Origin of the sequence: Micromonospora sp. PLK6-60, assembly GCF_019890675.1 — a bacterium.
Lineage (GTDB): Bacteria > Actinomycetota > Actinomycetes > Mycobacteriales > Micromonosporaceae > Micromonospora.
This window is the reverse complement of sequence record NZ_JAIOAA010000008.1, coordinates 254034-277648: the sequence shown is the minus strand read 5'-3', so window position 1 is coordinate 277648 and position 23615 is coordinate 254034. Positions and strand designations below refer to the sequence as shown.

Annotated in this window: 20 protein-coding genes; 8 read left to right on the top strand and 12 right to left on the bottom strand. The window is 71.7% G+C overall.

Annotated features, from left to right (window positions below; translation table 11 throughout):
* From K7640_RS18155 to K7640_RS18110, 10 genes are all read right to left on the bottom strand, one after another.
* The coding region (locus K7640_RS18155; protein ID WP_222956030.1) for a non-reducing end alpha-L-arabinofuranosidase family hydrolase at positions 1-1511 on the bottom strand (1511 nt) is incomplete at its 3' end.
* 438 nt (positions 1512-1949) lie between these two features.
* Complete coding sequence (locus K7640_RS18150; protein ID WP_222956029.1) at positions 1950-3428, bottom strand: cation:proton antiporter; 1479 nt, start codon at positions 3426-3428, stop codon at positions 1950-1952.
* Positions 3429-3473: 45 nt separating this feature from the next.
* Entirely contained in the window at positions 3474-3701 is a 228-nt protein-coding gene (locus K7640_RS18145; RefSeq protein ID WP_222956028.1) for a potassium transporter TrkA, read from the bottom strand.
* 123 nt (positions 3702-3824) lie between these two features.
* Positions 3825-4133: a cupin domain-containing protein gene (locus K7640_RS18140; protein WP_255609315.1), complete on the bottom strand. Its 309-nt coding sequence runs from the start codon at positions 4131-4133 to the stop codon at positions 3825-3827.
* The gene (locus K7640_RS18135; RefSeq protein WP_222956027.1) at positions 4111-5340 is read right to left on the bottom strand and encodes a Gfo/Idh/MocA family protein; all 1230 of its coding nucleotides are present in this window, start codon (positions 5338-5340) and stop codon (positions 4111-4113) included. Before K7640_RS18135 ends, K7640_RS18140 begins: the two co-directional genes overlap by 23 nt.
* Entirely contained in the window at positions 5337-5948 is a 612-nt protein-coding gene (locus K7640_RS18130; protein ID WP_222956026.1) for a DUF624 domain-containing protein, read from the bottom strand. The genes K7640_RS18135 and K7640_RS18130 overlap by 4 nt, the downstream gene beginning before the upstream one ends.
* 4 nt (positions 5949-5952) lie before the next feature.
* On the bottom strand, positions 5953-6714 hold the full coding sequence (locus K7640_RS18125) for a carbohydrate ABC transporter permease (protein WP_222956056.1): 762 nt from the start codon (positions 6712-6714) through the stop codon (positions 5953-5955).
* A gap of 113 nt (positions 6715-6827) precedes the next feature.
* Positions 6828-7805: a carbohydrate ABC transporter permease gene (locus tag K7640_RS18120; RefSeq protein ID WP_222956025.1), complete on the bottom strand. Its 978-nt coding sequence runs from the start codon at positions 7803-7805 to the stop codon at positions 6828-6830.
* 34 nt (positions 7806-7839) lie between these two features.
* Positions 7840-9186 (bottom strand): extracellular solute-binding protein, encoded by a 1347-nt coding sequence (locus K7640_RS18115; RefSeq protein ID WP_222956024.1) that lies wholly within the window; start codon positions 9184-9186, stop codon positions 7840-7842.
* Between the two features lie 20 nt (positions 9187-9206).
* Positions 9207-10334, bottom strand: a complete 1128-nt coding sequence (locus K7640_RS18110) for a LacI family DNA-binding transcriptional regulator (protein ID WP_222956023.1) — start codon at positions 10332-10334, stop codon at positions 9207-9209.
* A gap of 234 nt (positions 10335-10568) precedes the next feature.
* On the opposite strand from K7640_RS18110, the gene K7640_RS18105 reads away from it, so the two are divergent.
* The 7 genes from K7640_RS18105 (at position 10569) to rox (ending at position 20360) form a co-directional block, all read left to right on the top strand.
* Positions 10569-11894, top strand: a complete 1326-nt coding sequence (locus K7640_RS18105) for a Gfo/Idh/MocA family protein (protein WP_222956022.1) — start codon at positions 10569-10571, stop codon at positions 11892-11894.
* Between the two features lie 19 nt (positions 11895-11913).
* A complete protein-coding gene (gene uxaC, locus K7640_RS18100) occupies positions 11914-13344 on the top strand; it encodes a glucuronate isomerase (RefSeq protein ID WP_222956021.1) in 1431 nt (476 codons plus the stop codon).
* A complete protein-coding gene (locus tag K7640_RS18095) occupies positions 13341-14630 on the top strand; it encodes an enolase C-terminal domain-like protein (RefSeq protein ID WP_222956020.1) in 1290 nt (429 codons plus the stop codon). Before uxaC ends, K7640_RS18095 begins: the two co-directional genes overlap by 4 nt.
* Complete coding sequence (locus tag K7640_RS18090; RefSeq protein ID WP_222956019.1) at positions 14621-16138, top strand: mannitol dehydrogenase family protein; 1518 nt, start codon at positions 14621-14623, stop codon at positions 16136-16138. Before K7640_RS18095 ends, K7640_RS18090 begins: the two co-directional genes overlap by 10 nt.
* A 274-nt stretch (positions 16139-16412) precedes the next feature.
* Positions 16413-17756, top strand: a complete 1344-nt coding sequence (locus tag K7640_RS18085) for a polysaccharide lyase family 1 protein (protein WP_222956018.1) — start codon at positions 16413-16415, stop codon at positions 17754-17756.
* A 94-nt stretch (positions 17757-17850) separates the two neighbouring features.
* Positions 17851-18663 carry a pectate lyase gene (locus K7640_RS18080; protein WP_222956017.1) on the top strand — a complete coding sequence of 271 codons (813 nt, stop codon included), beginning with the start codon at positions 17851-17853 and terminating at the stop codon, positions 18661-18663.
* Positions 18664-18926: 263 nt separating this feature from the next.
* Positions 18927-20360: a rifampin monooxygenase gene (gene rox / locus K7640_RS18075; protein WP_222956016.1), complete on the top strand. Its 1434-nt coding sequence runs from the start codon at positions 18927-18929 to the stop codon at positions 20358-20360.
* Between the two features lie 107 nt (positions 20361-20467).
* On the opposite strand, the gene K7640_RS18070 is transcribed toward rox, so the two are convergent.
* A complete protein-coding gene (locus K7640_RS18070; RefSeq protein WP_222956015.1) occupies positions 20468-21715 on the bottom strand; it encodes a hypothetical protein in 1248 nt (415 codons plus the stop codon).
* Between the two features lie 2 nt (positions 21716-21717).
* The gene (locus tag K7640_RS18065; protein WP_222956014.1) at positions 21718-22233 is read right to left on the bottom strand and encodes a SigE family RNA polymerase sigma factor; all 516 of its coding nucleotides are present in this window, start codon (positions 22231-22233) and stop codon (positions 21718-21720) included.
* 133 nt (positions 22234-22366) lie between these two features.
* Between K7640_RS18065 and K7640_RS18060 the strand changes: the two genes are divergently transcribed.
* On the top strand, positions 22367-23527 hold the full coding sequence (locus K7640_RS18060; RefSeq protein WP_255609385.1) for a ribosome-inactivating family protein: 1161 nt from the start codon (positions 22367-22369) through the stop codon (positions 23525-23527).
* Positions 23528-23615: the final 88 nt, after the last annotated feature.

Genomic DNA, 23615 nt, shown 5'->3' with positions numbered 1-23615 from the left:
GGCCGGTAGGGCAGCAGGCCGTAGTCGCCGCCCGAGTTGGGGGACCGCCCCTGGTAGAGCAGTTGCAGGTTGCAGGGGTTGACCGTCATGGTCTGGTCGGCGTTGGTGCGGATCAGCTCGCCGTGGCTGATGTCGTTGGTCCAGGTGGCGCCGCTGTTGGCCTTGCCCGCGAACGGGTTGCTCTCGGTGGCGGCCTGCGGGGTCCAGGTGCCGCCGAGGCTGGTGGCGGTGAACGAGCGGAAGTAGCGGCCCTGCGAACCGATCGCCTCGACGATCATGAGGTACTTGTTCTGGCCCTGGAGCTTGTAGACCTGCGGTGCCTCGAACAGGTTGTTCGTGGTGTCGGTCATGATGGTGGTGTAGTTCGAGCCGAAGCTGCCGGGGAAGTTCCCGATCGGCATGCTGGCCCGGTAGATCCGGCCGTTGTCCCCGGCGAAGAACAGGTACATGTTCTGGTCGTCACCGATGAGCGCGTGGTCGATCGGGCCGGTGCCGGAGTTGGAGATGCTCCCGGTGAACAGGGTCTGGTGCGCCGACCAGCTGTTCACGTTGGTGGGGTCGGTCGACGTCCGGTAGGAGAACGCCGGCCCACCCCACTGGTAGGCGAGCACCCAGATGTTCTTCGGCGCGAAGTAGAACAGCGACGGGGCGACCGCCGAGAACGGCATCGCGTTCTGGCTGGCCGAGGCCATGTCCGACCAGTTCGTGAAGAGGCCGAAGTTCATCGAGCCCCACGACGTACCCGTGTCGTGCGTCGTCGCGTAGACCAGCTGCCGGCCGTTGTACGGCGCGTGCGTGAAGTCCTTCAGCGACACCCACCCCGACCTCGGGGTGGCCAGCGCACCGGTCGACGACCAGCGGTACGTCGACGGCAGGTCGCACGTGCCACCCGGCGGCGGCGTCGTCGGCGGCGGCGTGGTGGGGTTGCTCCCGCCGTCCACGCGGACGAGCTGCCACTGCTGGTTGGCGCCGTTCCAGTCGTCGTACTGGACGATGTTCCCGCCGTCGGCGGTGGAGGCGCCCTGCACCTCCATCACCTTGTTGCTGTTCCGGTTGATCAACCGGACGTAGCCGCTGTCGGAGTCGGCCAGCCGGAACTGCTGGTTGGTCCCGTTGTGGTCCGACCACTGCACGATGCTGGCGCCGTTGGCGGTCGAGAAGTTGTAGACGTCCAGCACCTTGCTGGACAGCCGCGACTTCAGCCGGTAGTAGCCGCCGCCGGAGTCCACGAACTGCCACTGCTGCTGGTTGCCGTTGTTGCGCGTCCACTGCGTGATCCGGGCGCCGTCGTTCGTGGCCAGGTTGTAGACGTCCAGGGCCTTGCCGCTGTTCCGGTTGACCAGCACGTACCAGGCGTTCGTGTCGACGGTCGCGGCGGCGGCGGGCGTCGACACCACCGCCACGGCGGCGCCACCGGCCAGCAGCGCCGCCGCGGCGGTGGCGACGACCCGCAGCAGGCGCCCGCGCCGCGACGGCGGGGCGAGCGATGGAGACGTACCAAGGGCAGACATGATCCTCCTCCGATGACCAGGGCGAACGGTCCACCCGGGACGGGCACACCGCTCCGCGTGGCCGAGGGAGCACGGGCGGCTGTTAGCGCTAACAACGATGCCCGCGTGCCCTTGGCGCACGCTTGACTCGAGATCCGACGAAGCGGGCTCGCCCGGTGAGCCACGGGTGCCGTCGGCCTTGACCATCGAATGTGGGCGATAACATGTCGTTCGTCAAGTCGTAACATGCAAGTTCATGTATCGCGGCCCGCCCGGGCGGCAGCAACCCTCGCCATCTTCCCGCTGGGCAGCACCCCGCCCGGCCCGGCGGACCGGGCGGGTGCCCACGGGACGGCACAATGATGGCGCTAACATCGACGTTTGCGCATAAAACGGTCGGCCGCACGCCGCCCGGTGTCCGGCCCGCTGTCCGACCCGGCGGACAGCCCGGCGGACGGTCTACTGGCGGCTCGCGCCCAACGGCTCGCGGACCAGGGCGCCGTCGACGTAGCAGTACCGCCAGTCCTCGCCCGGCTCCAGCGACCGGATCAACGGGTGGCCGGACAGCCGGTAGTGCTCCTCGGCGTGGTTGTTCACCGAGTCGCTGCAGCAACCGACCGCACCGCAGGTCAGGCACAACCGCAGCTGCACCCAGTCGTCGCCGCTCTCCAGACACTGCGGGCACGCCTCGGCGTCGGACTCGGTGATCTGGATCCGGTCCAGGTGGGTGCAGGCCGTGCTGATCGTCTCCTCCCGCACGTACCGCCAGCTCGAGTGCAGCAGGCGGTCCGGGATGATCCGGGCGAGGTAGCGCGAGTTCGCCGCGAGCAGCGGGCTGACCACGGCGAGCACCAGCACGTACAGGGCGATGAACGGGCCGAGGCGGGCGTCCAGGCCGGCGGTGAGGGCGAGCGTGGCGAGGATCAGGGAGAACTCGCCGCGGCCCAGGACCGTCAGCCCGACGTTGGCCGCACCGCGCTGGTTGAGCCCGAACAACCGGCCGGCGATCAGCCCGGCCAACACGTTGGTCACGATGGTGACCGCGACCGCCAGCAGCACCGGCAGCGCCACCGAGCCGATCGCGCTGACGTTGATGCTCAGCCCGAACACCACGAAGAAGACCGCCGCGAACACGTCCCGCAGCGGCAGCACCAGCCGTTCCACCCGCTCCCGGATGGCGGTGCGGGCGACCACCAGGCCGATCATCAGGGCGCCGATGGCGTCGGAGACGCCGATCTCGGCCGAGACGCCGGCGACCAGGACCACCAACCCGATCATGAGTACGGCCAGCAGCTCGTCCTCGTTGCTGTCGATCACCTTGCTGACCAGCCGGGCGCCGTAGCGGGCGACGGCGAACAGGACGACCAGGTAGCCGAAGCTCATGCCGATGCGCAGCGCCAGCTCCCCGGCGGAGCCGGCGCCGGACAGGATCGGTGACAGCAGGGCCAGGTACAGCGCGAGGAACAGGTCCTCGATCACGATGATGCCGAGGATGACCGGGGTCTCCGCGTTGGCCAGCCGGCGGAACTCGATGAGCAGCTTGGTCACGATCGCCGACGAGGAGATGCCCAGCGCGCCGGCGATCACGAACGCCTCGTAGGCGCCCCAGCCGAGCGCGAACCCGAACAGCATCCCGGCCCCGACGTTGAGCAGGATGTAGCAGCCGGCCGCGATGAACAGCCGCCGGCCGCTGCCCAGCACCTGCTCGACCGGGAACTCCACCCCCAGGTGGAACAGCAGCAGCACCAGGCCGAGCGAGGCGAGCAGGCTCAGGTCTTCGGGGTGGGCGACCAGCACCGGACCGGGGGTGCCCGGCCCGAGCAGGATGCCGGCGAGCATGAAGAACGGCACCGTGGGCAGGTTGATCCGGCGGCCGGCGCGGGCCAGCAGGCCGGCGATGAGGACGAGGGCTCCGAAGCCCACGAGGTCAGCGTGCACGGTGAGGACTCCTGGGATGGGCTGGGCGGGAGCTGGGCGGGGCGGCTAGTCGGAGAAGTAGATGCCGGCCAGCAGGGCGCCCACTTTCCGGGCCTGCTCCTCCGACATCTCGATCACCGCGACCGGATCGTCCGCCCCGGCGGCGAAGACGTACAGATCCCGGGTGCCGTCCCGGCGCGCCACGATCGAGATCCGCTGGGTGTGGCCACCCAGGTCCACGTCGTACCGCTTGCCGATCCCCGGCAGTTCCTGCACGAAGATTCCCTTACCCATGGCCCCTCCCCGGCGCCGTCCCCGATGTCTGGCGCCATGGTACGAGGCCGCCGGCCGATCACGGCAGTCCGCGACTGCGCAGGTCGACCACGTCCCGGGCCGTCAGCGCCGGCACGTCCGCGATCAGGGCAGCAGGTGCATCCAGGCGAAGACCAGCGGCACGGCACCCTCGCTGATCAGATGGTGATCCTCGCCCGGCTCGATGACCAGGACGTCGCCGGCGGTGAACCGGTCCGCCGGTGCGCCGTTGATCTCTATGGTGCCGCTGCCCTGGAAGACGCAGAAGAGTTCGGGCACGGAGTGGGTGTGCGTGCCGGGTTCGTCGTGGGTGCGGAAGCCGGGCTCGTCGTACCGGCGGAACCCGCCACGGTCGATGAGCCGGCCGGCGGGTATCGCGGTGCCCACCACGTCAGCGAGGGTCACTTTGCGCATCGGATGCCTCCTTCGGTCGGAAATCCAGGGCCGTCCGGTGCGGCGGCACCGCCCACGGCACGTCCAACTCCGACGGCAACGCCCCGGCGTCGGCGGCGGCCCGCAGCAGGTCCGCCACCCCGTCGATGACCCGGCCGGCACCGTCGGGGTGCGGTCGGAGGTACCGGTCGGGCACCGGTGTCGGCGGCGGCGCAGCCGCGATCATCGCCAGGACCACGGTGAACCCCCAGGTGCGCTCCAGCGGCGCCACCAGCGGCACGCCACCGGTGCGGTGCGCCAGCAGGTTCTCCAGCAGGTCGACCCGGCCGGCCGGCGGGCGCCAGCCGGCGTCGCCGGGCAGCCGCAGCCGGTCCGTGGGGTACTCCAGCGCGGCACCCCCGGCGTGCACCTCGCCGGCCACGAAGGTGTCGGAGGCGAGCGTCACGGCCACCTCGACGGCAGCCCCGGCGCCGTCGGTCAGGCGCAGGCACGCGGTGTCCTCGACCTCGATGTCCCGGGTCCGGTACCACTCCAGCTCGCCGGTGACCGGCCCGCGCGGCCAGCCGGTGGCCTCGGCGGCGACCGCGAGCGACTGCATCACCGCGTGCGCGAACGGGTTGGCCAGCGCCCCGTCGGCGACGAACCGGCCGTGCAGGCGTCGCCGGCCCGCCCACGGTGAACGGCTCCAGTAGGCATCCGGCCGCCACCACGCCCCCACCGCCGAGGCAAGGAAGGGCCCCTTGTTAACGCATTCGGTAGCGGAGGGGGCCCCGCTTAACACCCCGGCGGGCCGCGCGGTCGACGTCTGCGCCGCCGGCGGTCGCGCCGCGGCGATCAGGTCGGGCAGCGCCGCCGAGCCGAGCGCCTGGAAGCCGACCTGACAGGCCCGCCCGGTCCGGCGCAGCCGGGCCAGCAGCTCGGCGTGTTCGGCCAGCGAGGAGACCGGCGGCTTCTCCAGCAGCAGGTCGGCCCCGGCCGCGACGGCGTCCAGCGCGATCCGCAGGTGGGTGGGTGGCGGGGTGCAGATCACCACCACGTCCGGCTCGGCGCTCGCCAGCATGGTCCGGTGGTCGGTGAAAACCGGCACCGCGCCGGGTTCCGGCACGGGTGCCCGGTCGCAGAGCGCCACCGGCTCCAGCACGCCGGCCGCCGCCAGCCGGTCCAGGTTGCGCCGGTGCGACAGGCCGTGCCCGTTCGCACCGATCAGCGCCACCCGGGTACGGCTCATTCGGCCGCCGCCCGCCCGGTCAGCCGCCGGCTCACCGCGTGCAGCGCCGCCAGCGCGTACCCCAGCAGGATGGGGACGGTGACCGGCGCGACCAGCAGGCCGAGCACCAGCACCAGGCAGCTCACCCCGGTGGTGGCCGCCCAGCGGGCCGGCCGGTCGGCGCAGCCGCGGGCGGCGGCGCGGGCCGCCGCCCGCCAGCCCCGGCCGCCGGTCCGGCCCACCTCGACCACCGCGAGCCCGCCGAAGCCGGCCAGCGACGCCGCCACCACGCAGGTCAGCACGAGCACCAGCCGGCCGCCGGGCACGGCGCCGGTCGCCACCCCGGCGATGTCCACCGCCAGCAGTGCCGCGCCGGCCAGCGTGACCAGGCCGGCGACGGCGCCCGGCAGCAGCGCCCGGCGGAACCGGTGCACCGTCTCGCCGGCCGGCGGCCAGCTGCCGCTGTCCAGCCAGTCCCGTACGGCGGCGCTGGCCACCCCGACGGCGGCGGCCGCGGTCAGCAGCGGGAGCGCGGCCACGGTGAGCAGGATGCCCAGCAGCGCGAGATCGGTGGCGTCCCGGGCGACGTCCCGCCAGTCCCGGCGGGCGGTGGTGACGTCCGTGATCACCGGCTCAGCCCTTGAGCCCGCTGGTGTTGATGCCCTCGACGAGCATCCGCTGGAAGGCGACGAAGAACAGGAACACCGGCAGCAGCGACAGCACCGACATGGCGAACATCGGTCCCACCTCGCTCTGGCTGGTCGAGTCGATGAACAGGGTCAACGCCACCGGAACGGTGTAGTCCGGCAACTGGGACAGGTAGACCAGTTGCCGGAAGAAGTCGTTCCAGGTCCAGATGAACGTGAAGATCGCGGTGGTGACCAGCGCCGGCCGGCTCAGCGGCAGGATGACATGCCGGAAGATGCCGTACTCGCTGGCGCCGTCGATCTTCGCCGCCTCGTCCAGCTCGTTCGGGATGCCCCGCATGAACTGCACGATGAGGAACACGAAGAACGCGTCGGTGGCCAGCAGGTGCGGGATCAGCAGCGGCAGGTACGGCCACTGCGCGCCGACCAGGCCGAGGCTGCGGAACAGGATGTACTGCGGCACGATCAGCACGTGCCCGGGCAGCAGCAGGGTGCCGATCATGATGGCGAACCACACCCGGCGCAGTCGGAACCGCAGCCGGGCGAAGGCGTACGCGGCCAGCAGGCAGGAGACCGCGTTGCCCAGCACGGCGAGCAGACTGATCAACGCGCTGTTGAGGAAGAACCGGCCGAAGCCGACGTCGAAGTTGGCCCACCCGTCCGAGTAGTTGGCCGGGGTGAACCGCTCCGGCAGCAGGCCGATGTTGTTCACGATCTCTTCCTGCGACTTGACCGAGGCGCCGAGCATCCACAGCAGCGGGTAGAGCACCACGGCCAGGATGGCGAGCAGCAGGACCAGCCGGACCACCTGCCGCCGGGCCGGGCCGGTACGGGGCCGCGGGCCGGCGGCCCGCACCGCGGTCACGAGTCCGACCCGTCGGAGTAGTGCACCCAGAACCGTCCGGTGCTGAAGAAGACGGCGGTGATCAGACCGATCGCCACCAGGAAGACCCAGGCCATCGCCGAGGCGTAGCCCATCTCCAGGTCGGTGAAGCCGGAGATGTAGAGCTTGAGGGTGTACATGAGGGTGGAGTCCACCGGCCCGCCGGTGCCGTTGCTCAGCACGAAGGCGGCCGTGAAGCCCTGGAAGCCGTGGATCGTCTCCAGCACCAGGTTGAAGAAGATGACCGGGGACAGCATCGGCAGCGTCACGCTGAGGAACTGCCGGAACGGCCCGGCGCCGTCCACGGCGGCGGCCTCGTACAGCTCGGTCGGCACCTGCTTCAGGCCGGCCAGGAAGATCACCATGGGGGCGCCGAACTGCCAGATGGCCAGCACCATCAGCGTCTCCAGCGCCCAGTCCGGGTCGTTCACCCAGGGCTGGCCCTGGATGCCGAAGAACGCGAGGAACGAGTTCACCGCGCCGTCGGCGTTGAACATGCTGCGCCACACGATGGCCAGCGCCACGCTGCCGCCGAGCAGCGACGGCAGGTAGAACAGGCCCCGGAACAGCCCCACCCCGCGCCACGTCCGGTTGAGCAGCAGCGCCACCCCGAGCGCGGTGGCCAGCTTGAGCGGCACGGCCACCAGGGCGAACGTCACGGTCACCCGCACCGCGTGCCAGTACGCCGGGTCGGCGGTGAACATGCGGCGGTAGTTGGCCAGCCCGACCCACTCGACCTCCGGCCAGGGGGTCAGCACGTCGTAGTTGGTGAAGCTCAGATAGAGCGACAGCAGCATCGGGATGGCCGTGATGCCCAGCAGCCCGACGAGCCAGGGCGACAGGAAGACGTACCCGGCGAGACCCTCGCGGCCGGCACCCGGTCCGGACCCCCGGCGGGTGGCCCGGACCGGACGCGGCGGGCGTCGAGTCTGCTCGGGCGTCGTGGTCAACGCCACGAGCGTGCTCCTCTCCGCGGTGACATGACGCCGCTCAGGCGATGGCGGCCGTGCAGGCGGCCACGAGTTGCCGCGCCGCCTCGGCCGGGGTGGCCCGGCCGAACTGGACGGCCTCGGCGGCCTTGGTCAGCTCGGACTTGAGCGTGCTGTGTCCCTTGAGGGGCACCTGCGGCGCGGCACCGAACGTGCTGGCGAGGTCCTCCTCGACCTGCATGGACAGCTTCATGGCGGGGTCGGTGGCCGATTCGGCGACCTGCTTGCGCAGGTCGAGGTTGGACGGCAGACCGCGGTCGGTGCCCAGCACCTGCGCCGCCTCGGGATCGTTGACCAGGAAGTTGATCACGTCGACCGCGGCGTCCCGGTGCTTGCTGCCCTTGAACACCGAGTAGTACATGGACGCCCGGGCCCACTGCGCGCTCGGGTCGCCGGGGTACGCGACCACACCGAGTTCGTCCTTGGTGTTCTTCTTCAGCTCGGGGAGCTGGTTGGCCCAGACCCAGGAGGTGGCGGCCTTTCCGGTGACCACGAGTTGCTTGGTGACGTCGGTGACGTTGCCCTCGTGGATCACGTCGGGGGTGGGGGTGGCCTTCCTGTCCCGGGCCCCCTTCCACAGCTCGAACCAGGCCGTGACGTCCTCGGCGGCGAACCCGAGCGCCTTGTCCCGGTAGAGGTCCTTGCCCTGCTGGCGCAGCCAGACCCAGAACGCCTTGTAGTCGGCGCTCGGGTCCTGGGTGCCGGGCATGCCGGCCTTGGCGCTGACCTGCGCGGCCCAGGCGATGTGCTGCTCCCAGCTCATCCCGGTGGTCGGTTCGGGCAGGCCGTGCTTCGTCAGCAGGGTCTTGTTGTAGACCAGGCCCTGGGTGTTCTCCCCGGCGGCCAGCCCGGCCAGCTTGCCGTCGACCACGCCGTACTTCCAGAGGCTCTCCGGGAACCTGCTGGTGTCGACCTTCCCGCTCTGCTGGTAGCTGGTCAGGTCGAGGGTGGCGTTGCGGGCCGCGTACTCGGCGAGGAAGTTGTCGTCGATCTGGAAGATGTCCGGCGGGTTGCCACCGGCGGTCAGGGTGGCCAGCTTGTCGAAGTAGCCCTGGTTGGCCTGCCAGGTCTTCTCGAAGGTGACGTTGGGATGCTTCTTCGTGTAGAGCGCGAGGGCGTCCTCGGTCAGCTTCGCCCGGGCGTCACCGCCCCACCAGAAGATCGAGATCTTCACGGGGGCGTTCGGGTCGTCGGAGGCGTCCTCGCCACCGCAGGCGGCGGCGCCGAACAGCAGCGGCACGGCCACGAGCGTCGCGGCGAGAAGGTTCGCCAGGCGGCGTCCCGGCCGGGCGGTACGGTGGTGATCGGCGGCGGGTGGACCCGCCGGTACGGGCGTTGCGGCGTACATGTGCGCTCACTCCTCGGGCATTAGGAGGGAACGACCTCGCCGGGGGTCACCGCCACCTCGCCCGGGTCCGCAGTGGGATGCGGACCCGGGCCTTCGGCTTCGGGAGTGCCGGCGCGGTCGACTTCGGCGGCCGGGCCGGGCCCGGTCGACTCGCGGATGACCAGCTCCGTCTGGAGCGTTACCTGTGCGGTGGTACGCCGGTCGTCGCCGAACGTGCCCCGAGCGCCGCCGCGGGTGCCGGCGGGCGCGTCGTGTTGCAGGAGCATGTCGACGGCCGTCCGGCCGGCGGCCGCGGCCGGGGTGGCCACGGTCGTCAACTTGGGTCGGGTGAGGCGGCTCAGCGCGATGTCGTCGATGCCGACCACGCTGACGTCCCGCGGCACCTCCATCCCGATGGCGTGCAGGCCCTCGATCAGGCCGATCGCCATCAGGTCGTTGTAGGCCAGCACGGCGGTGGCGCCGCAGCGGCGGACCTGTTCGGCCAGCGCGCTGCCGCCGGTCTCGGTGGGCGCGTTGGGGCCGAGCACCGTCAGGGTGGCCCCGCCGGACCGGGCGACCGCGCCCACGGCGCGGCGGATCTCCCGGTTGGTCCACGAGCCACGCGGCCCGCCCAGCAGGGCGAGCTGTCGGTGGCCCAGGGCCAGCAGGTGCTCCACGGCCAGCCGCGCGCCCTGGCCGTTGTCGGTGACCACCGAGGGCAGGCCGGCGACCTGACGGTTGATCACCACCAGTGGCACCTCGCGGCTGAGTTGCTCGATCAGGCTGTTGCTCATCCGGGGGCTGCAGAGCAGTACGCCGTCGACCTGCTTGGCCAGGGCGTGCACCAGTTCCTCCTCGACGGCCGGGTCCTCATTGGTGTCGGCCACGAAGATGTGGTAATCGCGCCCCCGGGCCTGGCTTTCGGCCGCCTTGATCAGCGGCGGGAAGAACGGGTTGGCGATGTCGGCGACGATCAGGCCGATGTTGTGGGTGCGGCCGGTGATCAGCGCCCGGGCCGCTCGGTTCGGCCGGTAGCCCAGGCTCTCGGCGCACGCCAGCACCCGGCTGCGGGTCTCGGGATTGACCAGGTGCGGCGCGGAGAACGTCCGGGAGACCGTGGAGATGTGCACCCCGGAGGCCCGCGCGACGTCCCGAATCGTGGCTGGCACACCTGATCCCTTCGACGGCGGGAGGGGTCGTTCCGGCAAGGTGCAGCAATTAATGCAAACGATTGCTCTCATGTCAACGGTCATCGATTGCTTGTTCGTTGCGGGCAACCGCTCGGGAAGCGTTCAGGATCGGATCTATCCGGATGTATGGGGCGAGACGCGGGGGCGCCGTTGACGACAAGCCATCGATCGTGATTACTTCGATTGCAAACGTTTGTAGCCGGGAGGTCGCGCATGCCAGCCAGCACCGGGCAGCGGCGCTACGCCGTGGTCGGCACCGGCGCCCGCGCCGAGATGTTCGTCCGGGCGCTGGTGCTCGACCATCCCGACACCGCCGAGCTGGTCGCCTTCGCCGACGTCAACCAGGCCCGGATGGACGCGCACAACCGCTGGCTCACCGAGCTGGGCCGGCCGGCCGTGCCGACGTACCGGGCCGACGACTTCAGCACCATGCTGACCGAGCAGCGGGTCGACGCCGTGCTGGTGACCACGGTGGACCGCACCCACGACGACTACATCGTGGCCGCCCTGCGGGCCGGCCGGGACGTCGTCACCGAGAAACCGATGACGGTGGACGCCGCGCGCTGCCGCCGGATCCTCGACGCGGTGGCCGAGACCGGCCGGCAGGTGTCGGTCGCCTTCAACTACCGCTACCACCCGCTGCACGAGGCCGTGCGGACCGTGCTGGCCGGCGGCGAGATCGGCGAGATCGGTTCGGTGCACTTCGAGTGGCTGCTGGACGTCCGGCACGGGGCCGACTACTTCCGTCGCTGGCACCGGGACCGGGCGAACTCGGGCGGCCTGCTGGTGCACAAGGCGAGCCACCACTTCGACCTGGTGAACTGGTGGCTGGGCAGCACCCCGGTGGAGGTGTACGCCGCCGGCCGGCTCTTCTTCTACGGCCCCACGGGCCGCCGGCACGGGTACGCCCGGGACTACCGGCGGGCACACGGCTCCGCCGCCGCCGACGGGGATCCGTTCGCGCTCCGGCTCGCCGACCATCCCCGGCTGCGGGAGCTCTACCTGGCGGCCGAGGGCGAGGACGGCTACCACCGCGACCAGAACGTCTTCGCCCCCGGGGTGACCATCGAGGACGACATGGCGCTGGTCGTCCGGTACGCCGGCGGCGCCACCATGAGCTACCACCTCACCGCGTACGCCCCGTGGGAGGGCTACCGGGTGATGGTCAACGGCAGCCGGGGCCGGCTGGAGCTGGAGGTGGTGGAGAGCTCCTTCGTCAGCCCGGCGGCGGCCGGCGCGCTCAAGGGCGCCGCGCTGCACGGCGCGGAGGCGGCCACCGAGGAGGGCCGGGCGACGCTGACGCTGCGCCCGTTCTGGGCCCCGCCCCGCGAGATACCGGTCGCCGGGCACACCCGGGCCGGGCACGGCGGAGCCGACGCCCGGATGACCCGGGTGCTCTTCGGCGCCGAGCCGGACCCGCTCGACCGCTCCGCCACCGCCCGCGACGGCGCCCTGGCCCTGCTCACCGGCCTGGCCGCGAACCGGTCCATCGAGACCGGTCACGCGGTCCGGGTTGCCGACCTGCTCACCGTCGACTGACCCGCGAGGAGACCCGCCTGTGCCCGCCGCCCCCGACCTGCTCCTTCCCGCCGAGCCCCGCCAGCGGGCGATCGCCCGGGATCTCCACGCGCTGGTGGCGGACCGTCCGCTCATCTCGCCGCACGGCCACGTGGACCCGGCCGTGCTGGCGGACGACGCGCCCTTCCCCGACCCGGCCCGGCTGCTCGTCGTGCCCGACCACTACCTGACCCGGATGCTGCTCAGCCAGGGCGTACCCCCGGCCGAACTGGGCGTGCCGAGCCGCGACGGCAGCCCGGTGCAGACCGACGGCCGGCGGATCTGGCGACGGTTCGCCGAACACTGGCACCTGTTCCGCGGCACCCCGTCCCGGCTGTGGCTGGAACGGACCTTCGACACCGTGTTCGGGGTGACGACCCGGCTGTCACCGGAGACCGCCGACCAGGTGTACGACGAGATCGCCGCCCGGCTGGCCGAGCCGGAGTTCCGGCCCCGGGCGCTGTTCGACCGGTTCCGCATCGAGGTGCTGGCCACCACCGAGTCCCCGCTGGACGACCTCGGCCGGCACGCCAAGCTGGCCGCCGACGGGTGGGGCGGCCCCGGTGGCCGGGTGATCACCACGTTCCGGCCGGACAACGTGGTGGACATGGAGTTCGACGACTGGCCGGCCAACATCGCCCGGCTCGGCGAGCTGACCGGCGCGGACACCGGGACGTACCACGGTTTCCTGGACGCGCTGCGGCAGCGGCGGGCGGCGTTCATCGCCGCGGGCGCCACCAGCTCGGACCACGGTCACCCGACCGCCCGTACGCTCGCGCTCACCGCACGCGAGGCGGCCCACCTGTACGACCGGGGGCTGCGGGGCGCGGTCGACGCCGCCGACGCCGAGACGTTCCGGGCGCACATGCTGATGGAGTTCGCCCGGATGTCGCTGGACGACGGCCTGGTGCTGCAACTGCACCCGGGCGCGGTGCGCAACCACAACCGCTGGCTGCACGCCCGGCACGGCCGGGACACCGGCGGCGACGTACCGGAGGCCACCGAGTACGTGCACGCGCTGGCCCCGCTGCTGTCGGCGTACGGCAACGACCCCCGGCTGCGGGTGGTCGTCTACACCCTCGACGAGTCCACCTTCACCCGGGAACTCGGCCCGCTGGCCGGCGGCTATCCGGCGCTCTACCTGGGCGCGCCGTGGTGGTTCCTGGACTCCCCCGAGGTGCTGCGCCGGTTCCGGGAGTCGGTCACCGAGAGCGCCGGCTTCTACAACACCGCCGGGTTCGTGGACGACACCCGGGCGTTCTGCTCGATCCCGGTCCGCCACGAGGTGGCCCGACGGGTCGACGCGGGCTTCCTGGCCCGGCTGGTCGCCGAGGAACGGCTGCCGCTGGACGAGGCCGCCGAGACCATCGTCGACCTCGCGTACCACCTGCCCCGCCGGGTCTTCCGGCTGGACGGGGGGACGGGCCGATGAGCGTCACCATCACCGGGGTCGAGGTGCACGACGTACGGTTCCCCACGGCCCGGCACGGCGACGGTTCGGACGCGATCAACCGCGGCGACTACTCCGCCAGCTACGTCGAGTTGCGCACCGACGCCGGTCCGACCGGTGCCGGTTTCACCTTCACCAACGGGCGGGGCAACGAGATCACCTGCGCCGCCGTCCGGGCCCTCGCGCACCACGTGGCGGGCCGGACGGTGGCGGAGATCGTCGCGGAGCCGGTGGCGTTCTGGCGTTCGCTCACCGCCGACGCGCAACTGCGCTGGCTGGGCCCGGAGAAGGGGGTCATCCACATGGCCACCGGGGCGCTGGTGAACGCGGTGTGGGACCTGCGGGCCAAGCTGGCCGGGGTGCCGCTGTGGCGGTTGCTGGCCGAGCTGCCCACCGCCGACCTGGTGGCCAGCGTCGACTTCCACCACATCACCGACGCGATCACCCCGGACGAGGCCGGCGCGATCCTCGACCGGGGACTGGTCGGGCTGGCCGACCGGCGGGCCGAACTGGACCGGGACGGCTTCCCGTCGTACACCACCTCGGTGGGCTGGTTGGGCTACCCCGACGCGAAGGTCCGCTCGCTCACCCGCACCGCGTACCGACAGGGGTGGCGGGCGATGAAGATGAAGGTCGGCGGCCCCCTGGCGGACGACCTGCGGCGGGCCCGGATCATCCGGGCGGAGATCGGTCCCGACGCGCTGCTGATGATGGACGCCAACCAGGTGTGGGACGTCGACGAGGCGATCGAGAAGATGGCGGTCCTGGCCGAGGTGCGGCCGTACTGGATCGAGGAACCCACCCACGCCGACGACATCCTGGGACACGCCCGGATCGCCGAGGCGGTGGCGCCGATCCGGGTGGCCACCGGCGAGGTGGCCGCGAACCGGGTCATCTTCAAGCAGCTCCTGCAGGCCCGGGCGATCGGGGTGATGCAGATCGACGCCTGCCGGGTCGGCGGGGTCAACGAGGTGCTGGCCGAGCTGCTGCTGGCGGCGAAGTTCGGGGTGCCGGTCTGCCCGCACGCCGGCGGGGTCGGGCTGTGCGAGTACGTCCAGCACCTGGCCGTCTTCGACTACCTGCGGGTGGGCACCGCGCTGCCCGGCCGCATGATCGAGTACGTCGATCACCTGCACGAGCACTTCGTCGATCCGGTACGCACCCGCGACGGCCGTTACCTGCTGCCGGACCGCCCCGGCTACAGCAGCACGATGACACCGGAAGCCATCGCCCGTTACGCCTTCCCGGACGGTCCGGCATGGCGGTGACCGTCGGCGCCGGCCGGCCGGCGGAGGGCCCCGGCGCACCCCGGTTGGGGCTGGCCACCCTGTCCCGGGTGCCCGAGTCGAGCCGGCCGCTGCTGCGCCCGGGTGACGTGCCGGCCGGGATCGTCCACCTGGGGCTCAGCGCGTTCCACCGGGCCCACCAGGCGGTCTACACCGAGGCGGCGGTGGCCGCCGCGGGCGGCGACTGGGGCGTCGTCGGGGTCGCGCCGCGCAGCCGTGCCGTGCTGGACGCGCTGGCCGCCCAGGACGGCCTGTTCAGCGTGACCACCACGTCCGCCGCCGGCAGCCACACCCAGGTGGTGGGCGCGCTCAGGGCGGTACGACACGCCGCGAGCGATCCGGCCGCGGTGGTGGCCCTGCTCGCCGATCCGGCGATCCGGGTGGTCACGCTCACCGTGACGGAGAAGGCGTACCAGCTCGATTCGGTCACCGGCCGGCTGCGCCCGGACCGGGAGCTGGCCGCCGACCTGGCCACCGACCGACCTCCGGTGACCGTGCCGGGGCTGCTGCTGCGCGGGCTGCTCGCCCGGGCCGTCGCCGACGCGGGCCCGATCGCGCTGGTCAGCTGCGACAACCTGCCGGCGAACGGGCGCCGGCTGGCCGGCCTGGTCGATGCGGTGATCAGGGCGGCACGGACGCCGGACCGGCTGGCCGGGTGGGTCGCCGACCGGGTGACGTTCCCCGGCACCATGGTGGACCGGATCGTGCCGGCCAGTACGCCGGACACCCTCGCCGTCGCCGGCCGGGCGCTGGGGGTGGCCGATCTGGCGGCGGTGACCGCCGAGCCGTACCGGCAGTGGGTCATCGAGGACCGCTTCCCGGCCGGTCGCCCCCGGTGGGAGCGGGCCGGCGCGGTGTTGACCACGGACGCGGGCCCGTGGGAACGGCTGAAGTTGCGCACCCTCAACGGCGTGCACTCGGCCATCGCCTACCTGGGCGCGCTCGCCGGCCGGGAGACCATCGCCGACGCGCTGGCGGTGCCGCACCTGGCGACCGTGCTGCACCGGCTGGTGGCGCAGGACGTGGCGGCCAGCTTCCGGCCGCCGGCGGGCATCTCGGTGGTCGACTACGGCGCCGAGGCGCTGGCCCGGTTCGCCAACCCGGCCATCCGGTACCGGGCCCTCCAGGTGGCGATGGACGGGTCGCAGAAGCTGCCGCAGCGGATCCTGCACACCGTCGCCGACCTGCGGGCCGGGGGCCGGCCGGCGCACTGGTCGGCGCTGGTGGTGGCGGCGTGGATGCGGTTCGCCCGGGGCCGGGCCGACGACGGCGCTCAGTTGCCGCTGGACGATCCGCTGGCCGGCCGGATCCGGGCCCGGCTGCGCGCGGCCCCCGACACCCCGACCGGGGTCGCGGACGCGCTCTTCGGGCTGGCGGAGGTGTTTCCGCCCGAGCTGTCCGGTGACGACGGGGTGCGCTCGGCGGTCACCGGCTGGCTCACCGAACTGGACCGGTACGGCGTGCTGGGGACCCTGGCGAGGGCGGCATGAGTCATCCGGCGGAAGGGAGGTGCCCGCGCTGACCCGGCCGGCTGCGCACGACGATGCAAACGACCGCCGGAAGCGGCGCGACCAATTCGGACCGAAGGGCTGAATAGCCCCTGGAGCCGGTCCGGAAATTCCACCTCGCCCAAAACGACTGCAAAATACCTGCACATTCATTGCATTGACCGTCGTCACATTGATTGCCTACGTTCGAAGAGCGGAAAACATTTCTTTTCCGTGGCGATACCGATGTCGGACGACGCCTTCCGGAGTGTGCAGAATGCGATGTGGCACAACGGCCACGGCGGTGCTCGCGGTCGCACTGGTGACCGCGAGCGCGGGCGGCGCGAGCGCCGCCACCGATCGAGCGCCGGCCACCACCTGGTCCCTGGCCCGGCAGGTGCTGCCGCCGAACGACGGCTGGGCCGCCGCGGCCGGCGGCACCACCGGTGGCGCGGCCGCGACCGCCGACCAGGTGTACGTGGTGTCCGACCGGGCCGGGCTGGTCCGGGCGCTGGGCGGTGACAACGCCACCAACCGCGGCAACGCCACCCCCAAACTGATCGTGGTGGACGGCGAGGTGAACGGCTTCTCCGCCGCCGACGGCACCCTGCTGGGCTGCGCCGACCTGGCCGACCCCGGCTACTCGCTGGACGCCTACCTGGCCACCGACGACCCGGCGGTCTGGGGGCGGAGCAACCCCACCGGCCCGCTGGAGGAGGCCCGGGTCCGGTCGGTGGCCAACCAGACCCGGCAGACCCAGATCAACGTCGGCCCCAACACCACGATCATCGGCCGCGCCGGCGCCCGGCTGACCGGGCTGACCCTGATGGTCGACACCGCACCCAACGTGATCATCCGCAATCTCACCTTCGACGACGCGCACGACTGCTTCCCGGCCTGGTCGCCCACCGACGGCGACACCGGCAACTGGAACTCCCAGTACGACCACATCTCGGTCCGCCGCAGCGAGCACGTCTGGGTGGACCACAACACGTTCACCGACGGCGCCAACCCGGACCGTGACCAGCCGCTCTACTTCGGCCGGCCGTACCAGGTGCACGACGGGTCGCTGGACATCACGCACACCGCCAGCCTGGTGACCGCCTCGTTCAACCGGTTCGTCGGTCGGGACAAGCTGATGCTCATCGGCTCGTCCAACACCGTCGGGCCGGACGTGGGCCGGCTCAGGGTGACCGTGCACCACAACGTCTTCGACGGTGTCCTGCAACGGCTGCCCCGGGTGCGGTTCGGCCAGGTCGACGTCTACAACAACCACTACCGGCTCGCCGGGCCCGACTTCGAGTACGCCCTCGGCGTCGGCGTGCAGTCGGCAATCCACGCCGAGCACAACTTCTTCGACCTCGGCGCCGGGATATCCCCGGCCGACCTGATCCACGACTGGGGCGGTACGGCGATCACCACCACCGGCAACTGGGTGCGTACCGGCGCCCGGCCGGCCCGCCCGGTCGACCTGGTCGGGGCGTACAACGCGGAGCACGACCCGGATCTCGGCGCCGACGCCGGCTGGACGCCGGTGCTGCGCGCCGGCCCGGTCCTGCCGGCCCCGCTGGTGCCGCCCGTGGTCCGGCTGCTCGCCGGCGCCGACCGGCTGCCGGCCTGAGCCCGCCGCCCACCGGACCGGCCACCGCACCACCTGATCCCACCGCCCGGCCACCCGGCCGGCGCCCGTCCCCTCGACCGCACCTGGAGGACCCGTGACCAAGCGTGAGAACGACACCCCGCCACCCCGCCGGCGGTGGTGGCGGCGCGCCCTGCTGCCGCTCGCCACCGTGGGACTCGTCGCCACCGGCCTGGTCGTCACCCAGACCGGCGCCCAGGCCGCCAGCTGGCCGACCGCCACGAGCACCACGACCGTGACCAGCACCCAGTCGATCAGCGGCACCCGGGACTTCGGCCTGGCGCGATACAAGGCCGGTGGCGCCATGGGCGACGGCGGCCAGAGCGAGAGCCAGAAGCCGCTCTTCGAGCTGGCCGACGGCGCGACGGTCAGGAACCTGATCATCGGCTCGCCGGCCGCCGACGGCATCCACTGCAAGGGCAGCTGCACGCTTGTCAACGTGTGGTGGGAAGACGTCGGCGAGGACGCCGCCACCTTCAAGGGCGGCTCCTCGGCCACCTACACGGTGGACGGCGGCGGCGCCCGGGCCGCCTCCGACAAGGTGTTCCAGCACAACGGCGGCGGCAAGCTGACCATCAAGAACTTCGACGTCAGCAACTTCGGCAAGCTGTACCGGTCGTGCGGCAACTGCAAGACCCAGTACAAGCGGACCGTCGCCATCCAGAACGTCACCGTTACCGCACCCGGTTCGGCGCTGGCCGGCATCAACACCAACTACGGCGACACCGCGACGTTCTCGGGCATCACCATCTACGGCGACAGCAGCAGGAAGATCTCCATCTGCGACCGGTACACGGGCAACAACACCGGCAAGGAACCCACCAAGACCGGCAGCGGCGCCGACGGCACGTACTGCCGGTACGCGTCGTCGGACATCAGCTACCGCTAGTCCGGGCCCCGCGACGGGCCGCGCAGCCGGGACGGCAGGCGCGTCCCCGTCGCGGCGCTGGGCGCAGGTGGCGGATAAATCGCTGGACGCGATGAGGCGCGGACCAGTAGCTTCCGGCTGCTGCCCGTGACCCGGCCCGAGGAGGTGAGACCCATGAAACTGATATCGATGTGGGTGCTCCCCCTTCCCGTCACGGTAGGGCGATCGACGTAGGTGTCGCCGGGAGCGTCTCGCCATCAAGGCACTCCCGAAGGGCAACACCGATGGACTCTTCGTTTGATGTGATCATTGCCGGGTGCGGGCCGACCGGCGCGATGCTCGCCGCCGAGTTGCGGCTGCACGATGTACGGGTACTCGTCCTGGAGAAGGAGACCGAGCCCGAGTCGTACATTCGCATTGTCAGTCTGCACGTGCGCAGCATCGAGCTGATGGCCATGCGCGGGCTGCTGGACCGCCTGCTCGAACGCGGACGGCGGCGTCCGGCCGCCGGCCTCTTCGCCGCCATCGCCAAACCCGCGCCCGAGGGCCTGGATCCCGCGTACGGCTATCTGCTCGGCATCCCGCAGCCGGTCGTCGTCCGGCTGCTCGAAGAGCATGCGATCGCGTTGGGTGCGCGGGTCCGGCGCGGTAGTTCGGTGGCCGGTCTCGCGCAGGACGACGACGGGGTGACCGTCGAGCTGGCCGACGGGGAACGGCTGCGGGCGCGCTATCTCGTCGGCTGCGACGGCGCGCGCAGTACGGTGCGCAAGCTGCTCGGCGTCGGCTTCCCCGGCGAGCCGGCGCGGACCGAGACGCTGATGGGCGAGATGAAAGTGGGGGTGCCACCGGAGGAACTCGCCGCCAGGGTGGCCGAGATCCGGCAGACCCAGCAGCGATTCTGGCTCCGGCCCTTCGCGGACGGGGCCTACAGCGTGGTGGTCCCCGCCGCCGGAGTGAGTGACCGCGCGGAGCCGCCCACGCTGGAGGATTTCCGGCAGCAGTTACGGGCCATCGCCGGCACCGATTTCGGCGTGCACTCCCCGCGCTGGCTGTCCCGCTTCGGCGATGCCACCCGGCTGGCCGAACGGTACCGGGTCGGGCGGGTGCTGCTGGCCGGCGACGCCGCGCACATCCATCCACCCATCGGCGGGCAGGGCCTCAACCTCGGCGTTCAGGACGCGGTCAACCTCGGCTGGAAGCTGGCCGCCCAGATCCGTGGCTGGGCACCGGACCCGCTGCTGGACACCTACCAGGCCGAACGTCACCCGGTGGCCCAGGACGTGCTGGAGAACACCCGCGCCCAGACGGAACTGCTCTCCACCGGCGCGGGCCCGCAGGCCGTGCGCAGGCTGCTCACCGAGCTGATGGACTTCGACGAGGTGAACCGCCACCTGTTCGAGAAGATCACCGCGATCGGCGTCCGCTACGACTTCGGCGCGGGCCCCGACCTGCTCGGCCGCCGCCTGCCCGACCTCGACGTGCACCAGGGCCGCCTCTACGGTCTGCTGCATCGCGGCCGTGGCCTGCTGCTGGACCGCACCGAACGGCTGACGGTGGGCGGCTGGTCGGACCGGGTCGACCACCTCGCGGATCCCACCGCGGTACTGGATGTTCCGGGCGTCCTGCTCCGCCCCGACGGCCACGTCGCCTGGATCGGCGACGATCAGCAGGACCTGGACGGCCAGCTCGCCCGCTGGTTCGGCAAGCCCGCCAGCTGATCCCCGGTCAGCCGTGACCGGCGGCGGTCCGGGGCCGGAGGTGACCTCCGCCGGTCACGCCGAACGGCCTCCGGTGCGGGGGCGGTCCTGGACCGCCCCCGCACCGGTCACCGGCAGGTCCAGCGCACCGGCCGGACCTGGTCGTCGGATTCGAGATACCCGCCGATCACCCGGCCGTCGTCGCTGAAACTGGTCACCCCGCCCTGCCGCTCGCCGCGCCAGCCGTCCGGCACGGGCAGCTTCACCGACCCCGTGTCGGTGATCACGCCGGGGACGTCCTCGGCGATCCAACCGGCCAGCCAGCCCCAACCGTTGCCGGTCCCGGACCAGAAGTCACCCTTCAGTACGTCCGCCCGCCCGGTCCGCAGGTCGATCCGCACCGGATACCGGTGCAGGCCGTCGCGGGGGACCACCTCGGTGTCGCGTTCGGCGATGCCGGTCACCCAGCCACCGGCCAACGACAGGGACAGGAACCGGGACGCCGTCCCGCCGGGCACCTGCGGCAACGGCAGCACCTCGGGTCGGGTGGCGCCGGGACGCCACACCACCGCCCGGAGGGGCTGATCCCCCGGCCCCTCGGACATCGCGCCCAGGATGGTGCCGTCCTCGTCGATGCCGACGGCCGTGCCCTCCCACCGCGGGCCGGGCAGTGGCAGGTCGACCGGCTGGCTCCGGTACGAGTCCCAGACCACCGGCAGTTGCCGGGCCCCCGGCTCCCAGACGGCCCCCAGCGCGCGATAGCCGACGATCCGGCCGGCGTCGTTGACGCCCAACGCCGCCACGGACGTCTCCCCGGGCAGGCCGATGACCTCACCGTCACGCACCGCCCACGCCCGCACCTTTCCGCCGCCCGCCACCGACGAGCCCACCGCCAGGCCCGCCCGGTTCACGTCGGCCAACTTCTGCATCGAGCCCGGCAGCTCGACCTCCCGGACCTGGTCCCCTGCCCAGATCAGCAGGCCGTACTCCGTCCGGTTCGGCTCCTGCGGGGCCCGGCGGCCGACCAGCCACCGGCCGTCCGGGTCGCCGCCGGTGACCGCGCCCCGCGGGTCGTCCGGCAAGGGCAGCAGGGTGACCGTGCACACCCCCTGCCACGGACCGGTCGGCACCGGCCTCGACGGGCTGGGGTTCGCGGCCGGCGCGGGCGCCGCCCGGCCGTCGCCGCCCAGCACCGCCGGCAGCGCCGCCATCGCCAGCACCCCCAGCGCCGCCGCCCCGGCCGCCGCCACCCGCCGGTTGCGCCGCCGCCGGCGGGCCTCCCGGATCGCCCCCGACAGGTCGACCCGGGACGGGCCGGCCGGCTCGTCGTCCAGCCACCGCAGCCGGTCGGCGACGTGTTCGTCATCGGTCCTCATGCTCACCGCTCCCCTCCCGTCCAGCCGGCCAGCTCGCGGTCCCCGAGCAGCCGTCGCATCGCCGCCAGGCCGTGCGAGGTCTGGCTCTTCACCGTGCCGGGCGAGCAGCCCAGCGTCCGGGCCACCTCCTCCACCGGCAGGTCGTGCAGGAAACGCAGCACCAGCACCGCCCGCTGGCGGGGCGGCACCTTGGCCAGGGCGTCGCGCAGCACAGCCTGCTCCTCGACGCCCCGGTCCTCGGTGGATCGCACGTCGGGTGGCCCGCCGAACAGGTGCACCCGCCACCAGCCGCGCCGCCGGGTGTCCACGAAATGCCGGACCAGCACCGTACGGACGTACGCGTCGAGCTGCTCGACCTCGGCGATCCGCGCCCAGCGCAGATAGAGCCGGGTGACGGTCTCCTGCACCAGGTCGTCGGCCAGGTGGCGGTCACCGCAGAGCCCGTACGCGAGCCGCCGCAGCGCCGGCAGGCGCGCCGTCACGTACTCGATGTATTCCTGGTCCGATGCGTCCGGCATCCGGCCACCTCCCTGGGTTCACCGTTCCAGACGGCAGCGCGCCGGAAACGGTTGTACGCGACCGGGAAAATGAGCCCCGAAGGGGTGCCGATCTCGGGGGAAAGAGCCCCGGACCTGGGGGCCTTCCCTCGTGATGCAGCCGACCGGACGCGAACCGTCGGCCCTGATTCTGGTCCGACCCTTGTCAGCCGCGCGCGTCACCCGCTCGTCCGGGGGTGATGACTCTCACGACCGGGCGGGCGGCGGTGTCATCCTCGCGAACCTGTTCCACAAGACTTCAACAAGAAAGAAAGTGGACTGCGCCTACGCTCAGCGGGTGCGGATTCGCACCCCCGGAATCACAAAGGCCGGGACCCGCCGAGACGGAGCAGGAAGAATGAAGAGAGTACGAAGCGCCGTACGCGCGGCACTGGCATCCGCCTTGTCATTGCTTGCGCTTGTCGCCGGCGTAAACGCAGGCGCTCAGCCAGCCGCAGCATCCATGCCGACGGACTGGGTCGCGCACATTCACTTCAATCTGCGCGGCCAGCCGAGCGACCAGACAATGAATGAGTATTCGAGCTTCATCAACAACCTACGGTACGCCACGTCGAACTGGCATGACGGCACCGGGGGGTTGCGGACGCAGCGAGAGGCGGCGCTGATCCGGGTCACGCTGCAGATCGACTGGGGAGAGCGGGCCGACCTTTGGATCAACGCCCGAGACCTGTACGTCTGGGGATTCTCCAACGGAGCCGGAACGACGTGGGCCTTCAGCAATCACGTGACTGACCTGCAGAATCAGCTCAACCGCACGATCAACCGCCGTGATCTCGACGGCATCAACACGCACGTGAACCAGCTCTACTTCTCGGGGAACTACACCAGCCTCAGGCCGGCGGCCGGGGTGAGCGCGCCGGAGGGCACCACGACCCAATGGGCCGATTTCCGGGGCGCCACTCTGAGCCTCTCCCGAAACACCAATCCGACTACCTGGAACGGCGGCAATCAGCAGACGGTCGCCAACTCGCTGCATCAGCTGATCACGGCCGTCCCGGAAGCCGCCCGGTTCAACGACATCGAGGGCCTGTATCGATCCGGGATGCGAAGTGGCAGCAACTTTCCGAGACTGGGCCTGCAGAACGTCGCACTGACCAATGCATGGTCCGCACTCTCCTCGTGGATGCTCGGAAGAAGCCTCGGGGGAAGCTCTACTTACAACCTGACCGTGGTTCAAGGCTGGGTGATTGTTATTGCCTCGATCGCTCATGCGCGCCAGTACGTCAGGGTTGGGCTCGGCGGCTCCGGCTCGTAGCAACCCGTAAGCCAGCCCGTTGAACATGGCCGGTGATCAGCGCGAACGCTGACCATCCGCGGTCGTGAACCGGTCGTGAACCGGTCGC

Coding starts and splice junctions, on each gene's coding strand:
- K7640_RS18145 (WP_222956028.1), bottom strand. CDS start 3,701: ATGGGTAAGGGAATCTTCGTGCAGGAACTGCCGGGGATCGGCAAGCGG.
- K7640_RS18140 (WP_255609315.1), bottom strand. CDS start 4,133: ATGCGCAAAGTGACCCTCGCTGACGTGGTGGGCACCGCGATACCCGCC.
- K7640_RS18135 (WP_222956027.1), bottom strand. CDS start 5,340: ATGAGCCGTACCCGGGTGGCGCTGATCGGTGCGAACGGGCACGGCCTG.
- K7640_RS18125 (WP_222956056.1), bottom strand. CDS start 6,714: ATGCTCGGCGCCTCGGTCAAGTCGCAGGAAGAGATCGTGAACAACATC.
- K7640_RS18115 (WP_222956024.1), bottom strand. CDS start 9,186: ATGTACGCCGCAACGCCCGTACCGGCGGGTCCACCCGCCGCCGATCAC.
- K7640_RS18105 (WP_222956022.1), top strand. CDS start 10,569: ATGCCAGCCAGCACCGGGCAGCGGCGCTACGCCGTGGTCGGCACCGGC.
- K7640_RS18095 (WP_222956020.1), top strand. CDS start 13,341: ATGAGCGTCACCATCACCGGGGTCGAGGTGCACGACGTACGGTTCCCC.
- K7640_RS18090 (WP_222956019.1), top strand. CDS start 14,621: ATGGCGGTGACCGTCGGCGCCGGCCGGCCGGCGGAGGGCCCCGGCGCA.
- K7640_RS18085 (WP_222956018.1), top strand. CDS start 16,413: ATGCGATGTGGCACAACGGCCACGGCGGTGCTCGCGGTCGCACTGGTG.
- rox (WP_222956016.1), top strand. CDS start 18,927: ATGGACTCTTCGTTTGATGTGATCATTGCCGGGTGCGGGCCGACCGGC.
- K7640_RS18070 (WP_222956015.1), bottom strand. CDS start 21,715: ATGAGGACCGATGACGAACACGTCGCCGACCGGCTGCGGTGGCTGGAC.
- K7640_RS18065 (WP_222956014.1), bottom strand. CDS start 22,233: ATGCCGGACGCATCGGACCAGGAATACATCGAGTACGTGACGGCGCGC.
- K7640_RS18060 (WP_255609385.1), top strand. CDS start 22,367: ATGCAGCCGACCGGACGCGAACCGTCGGCCCTGATTCTGGTCCGACCC.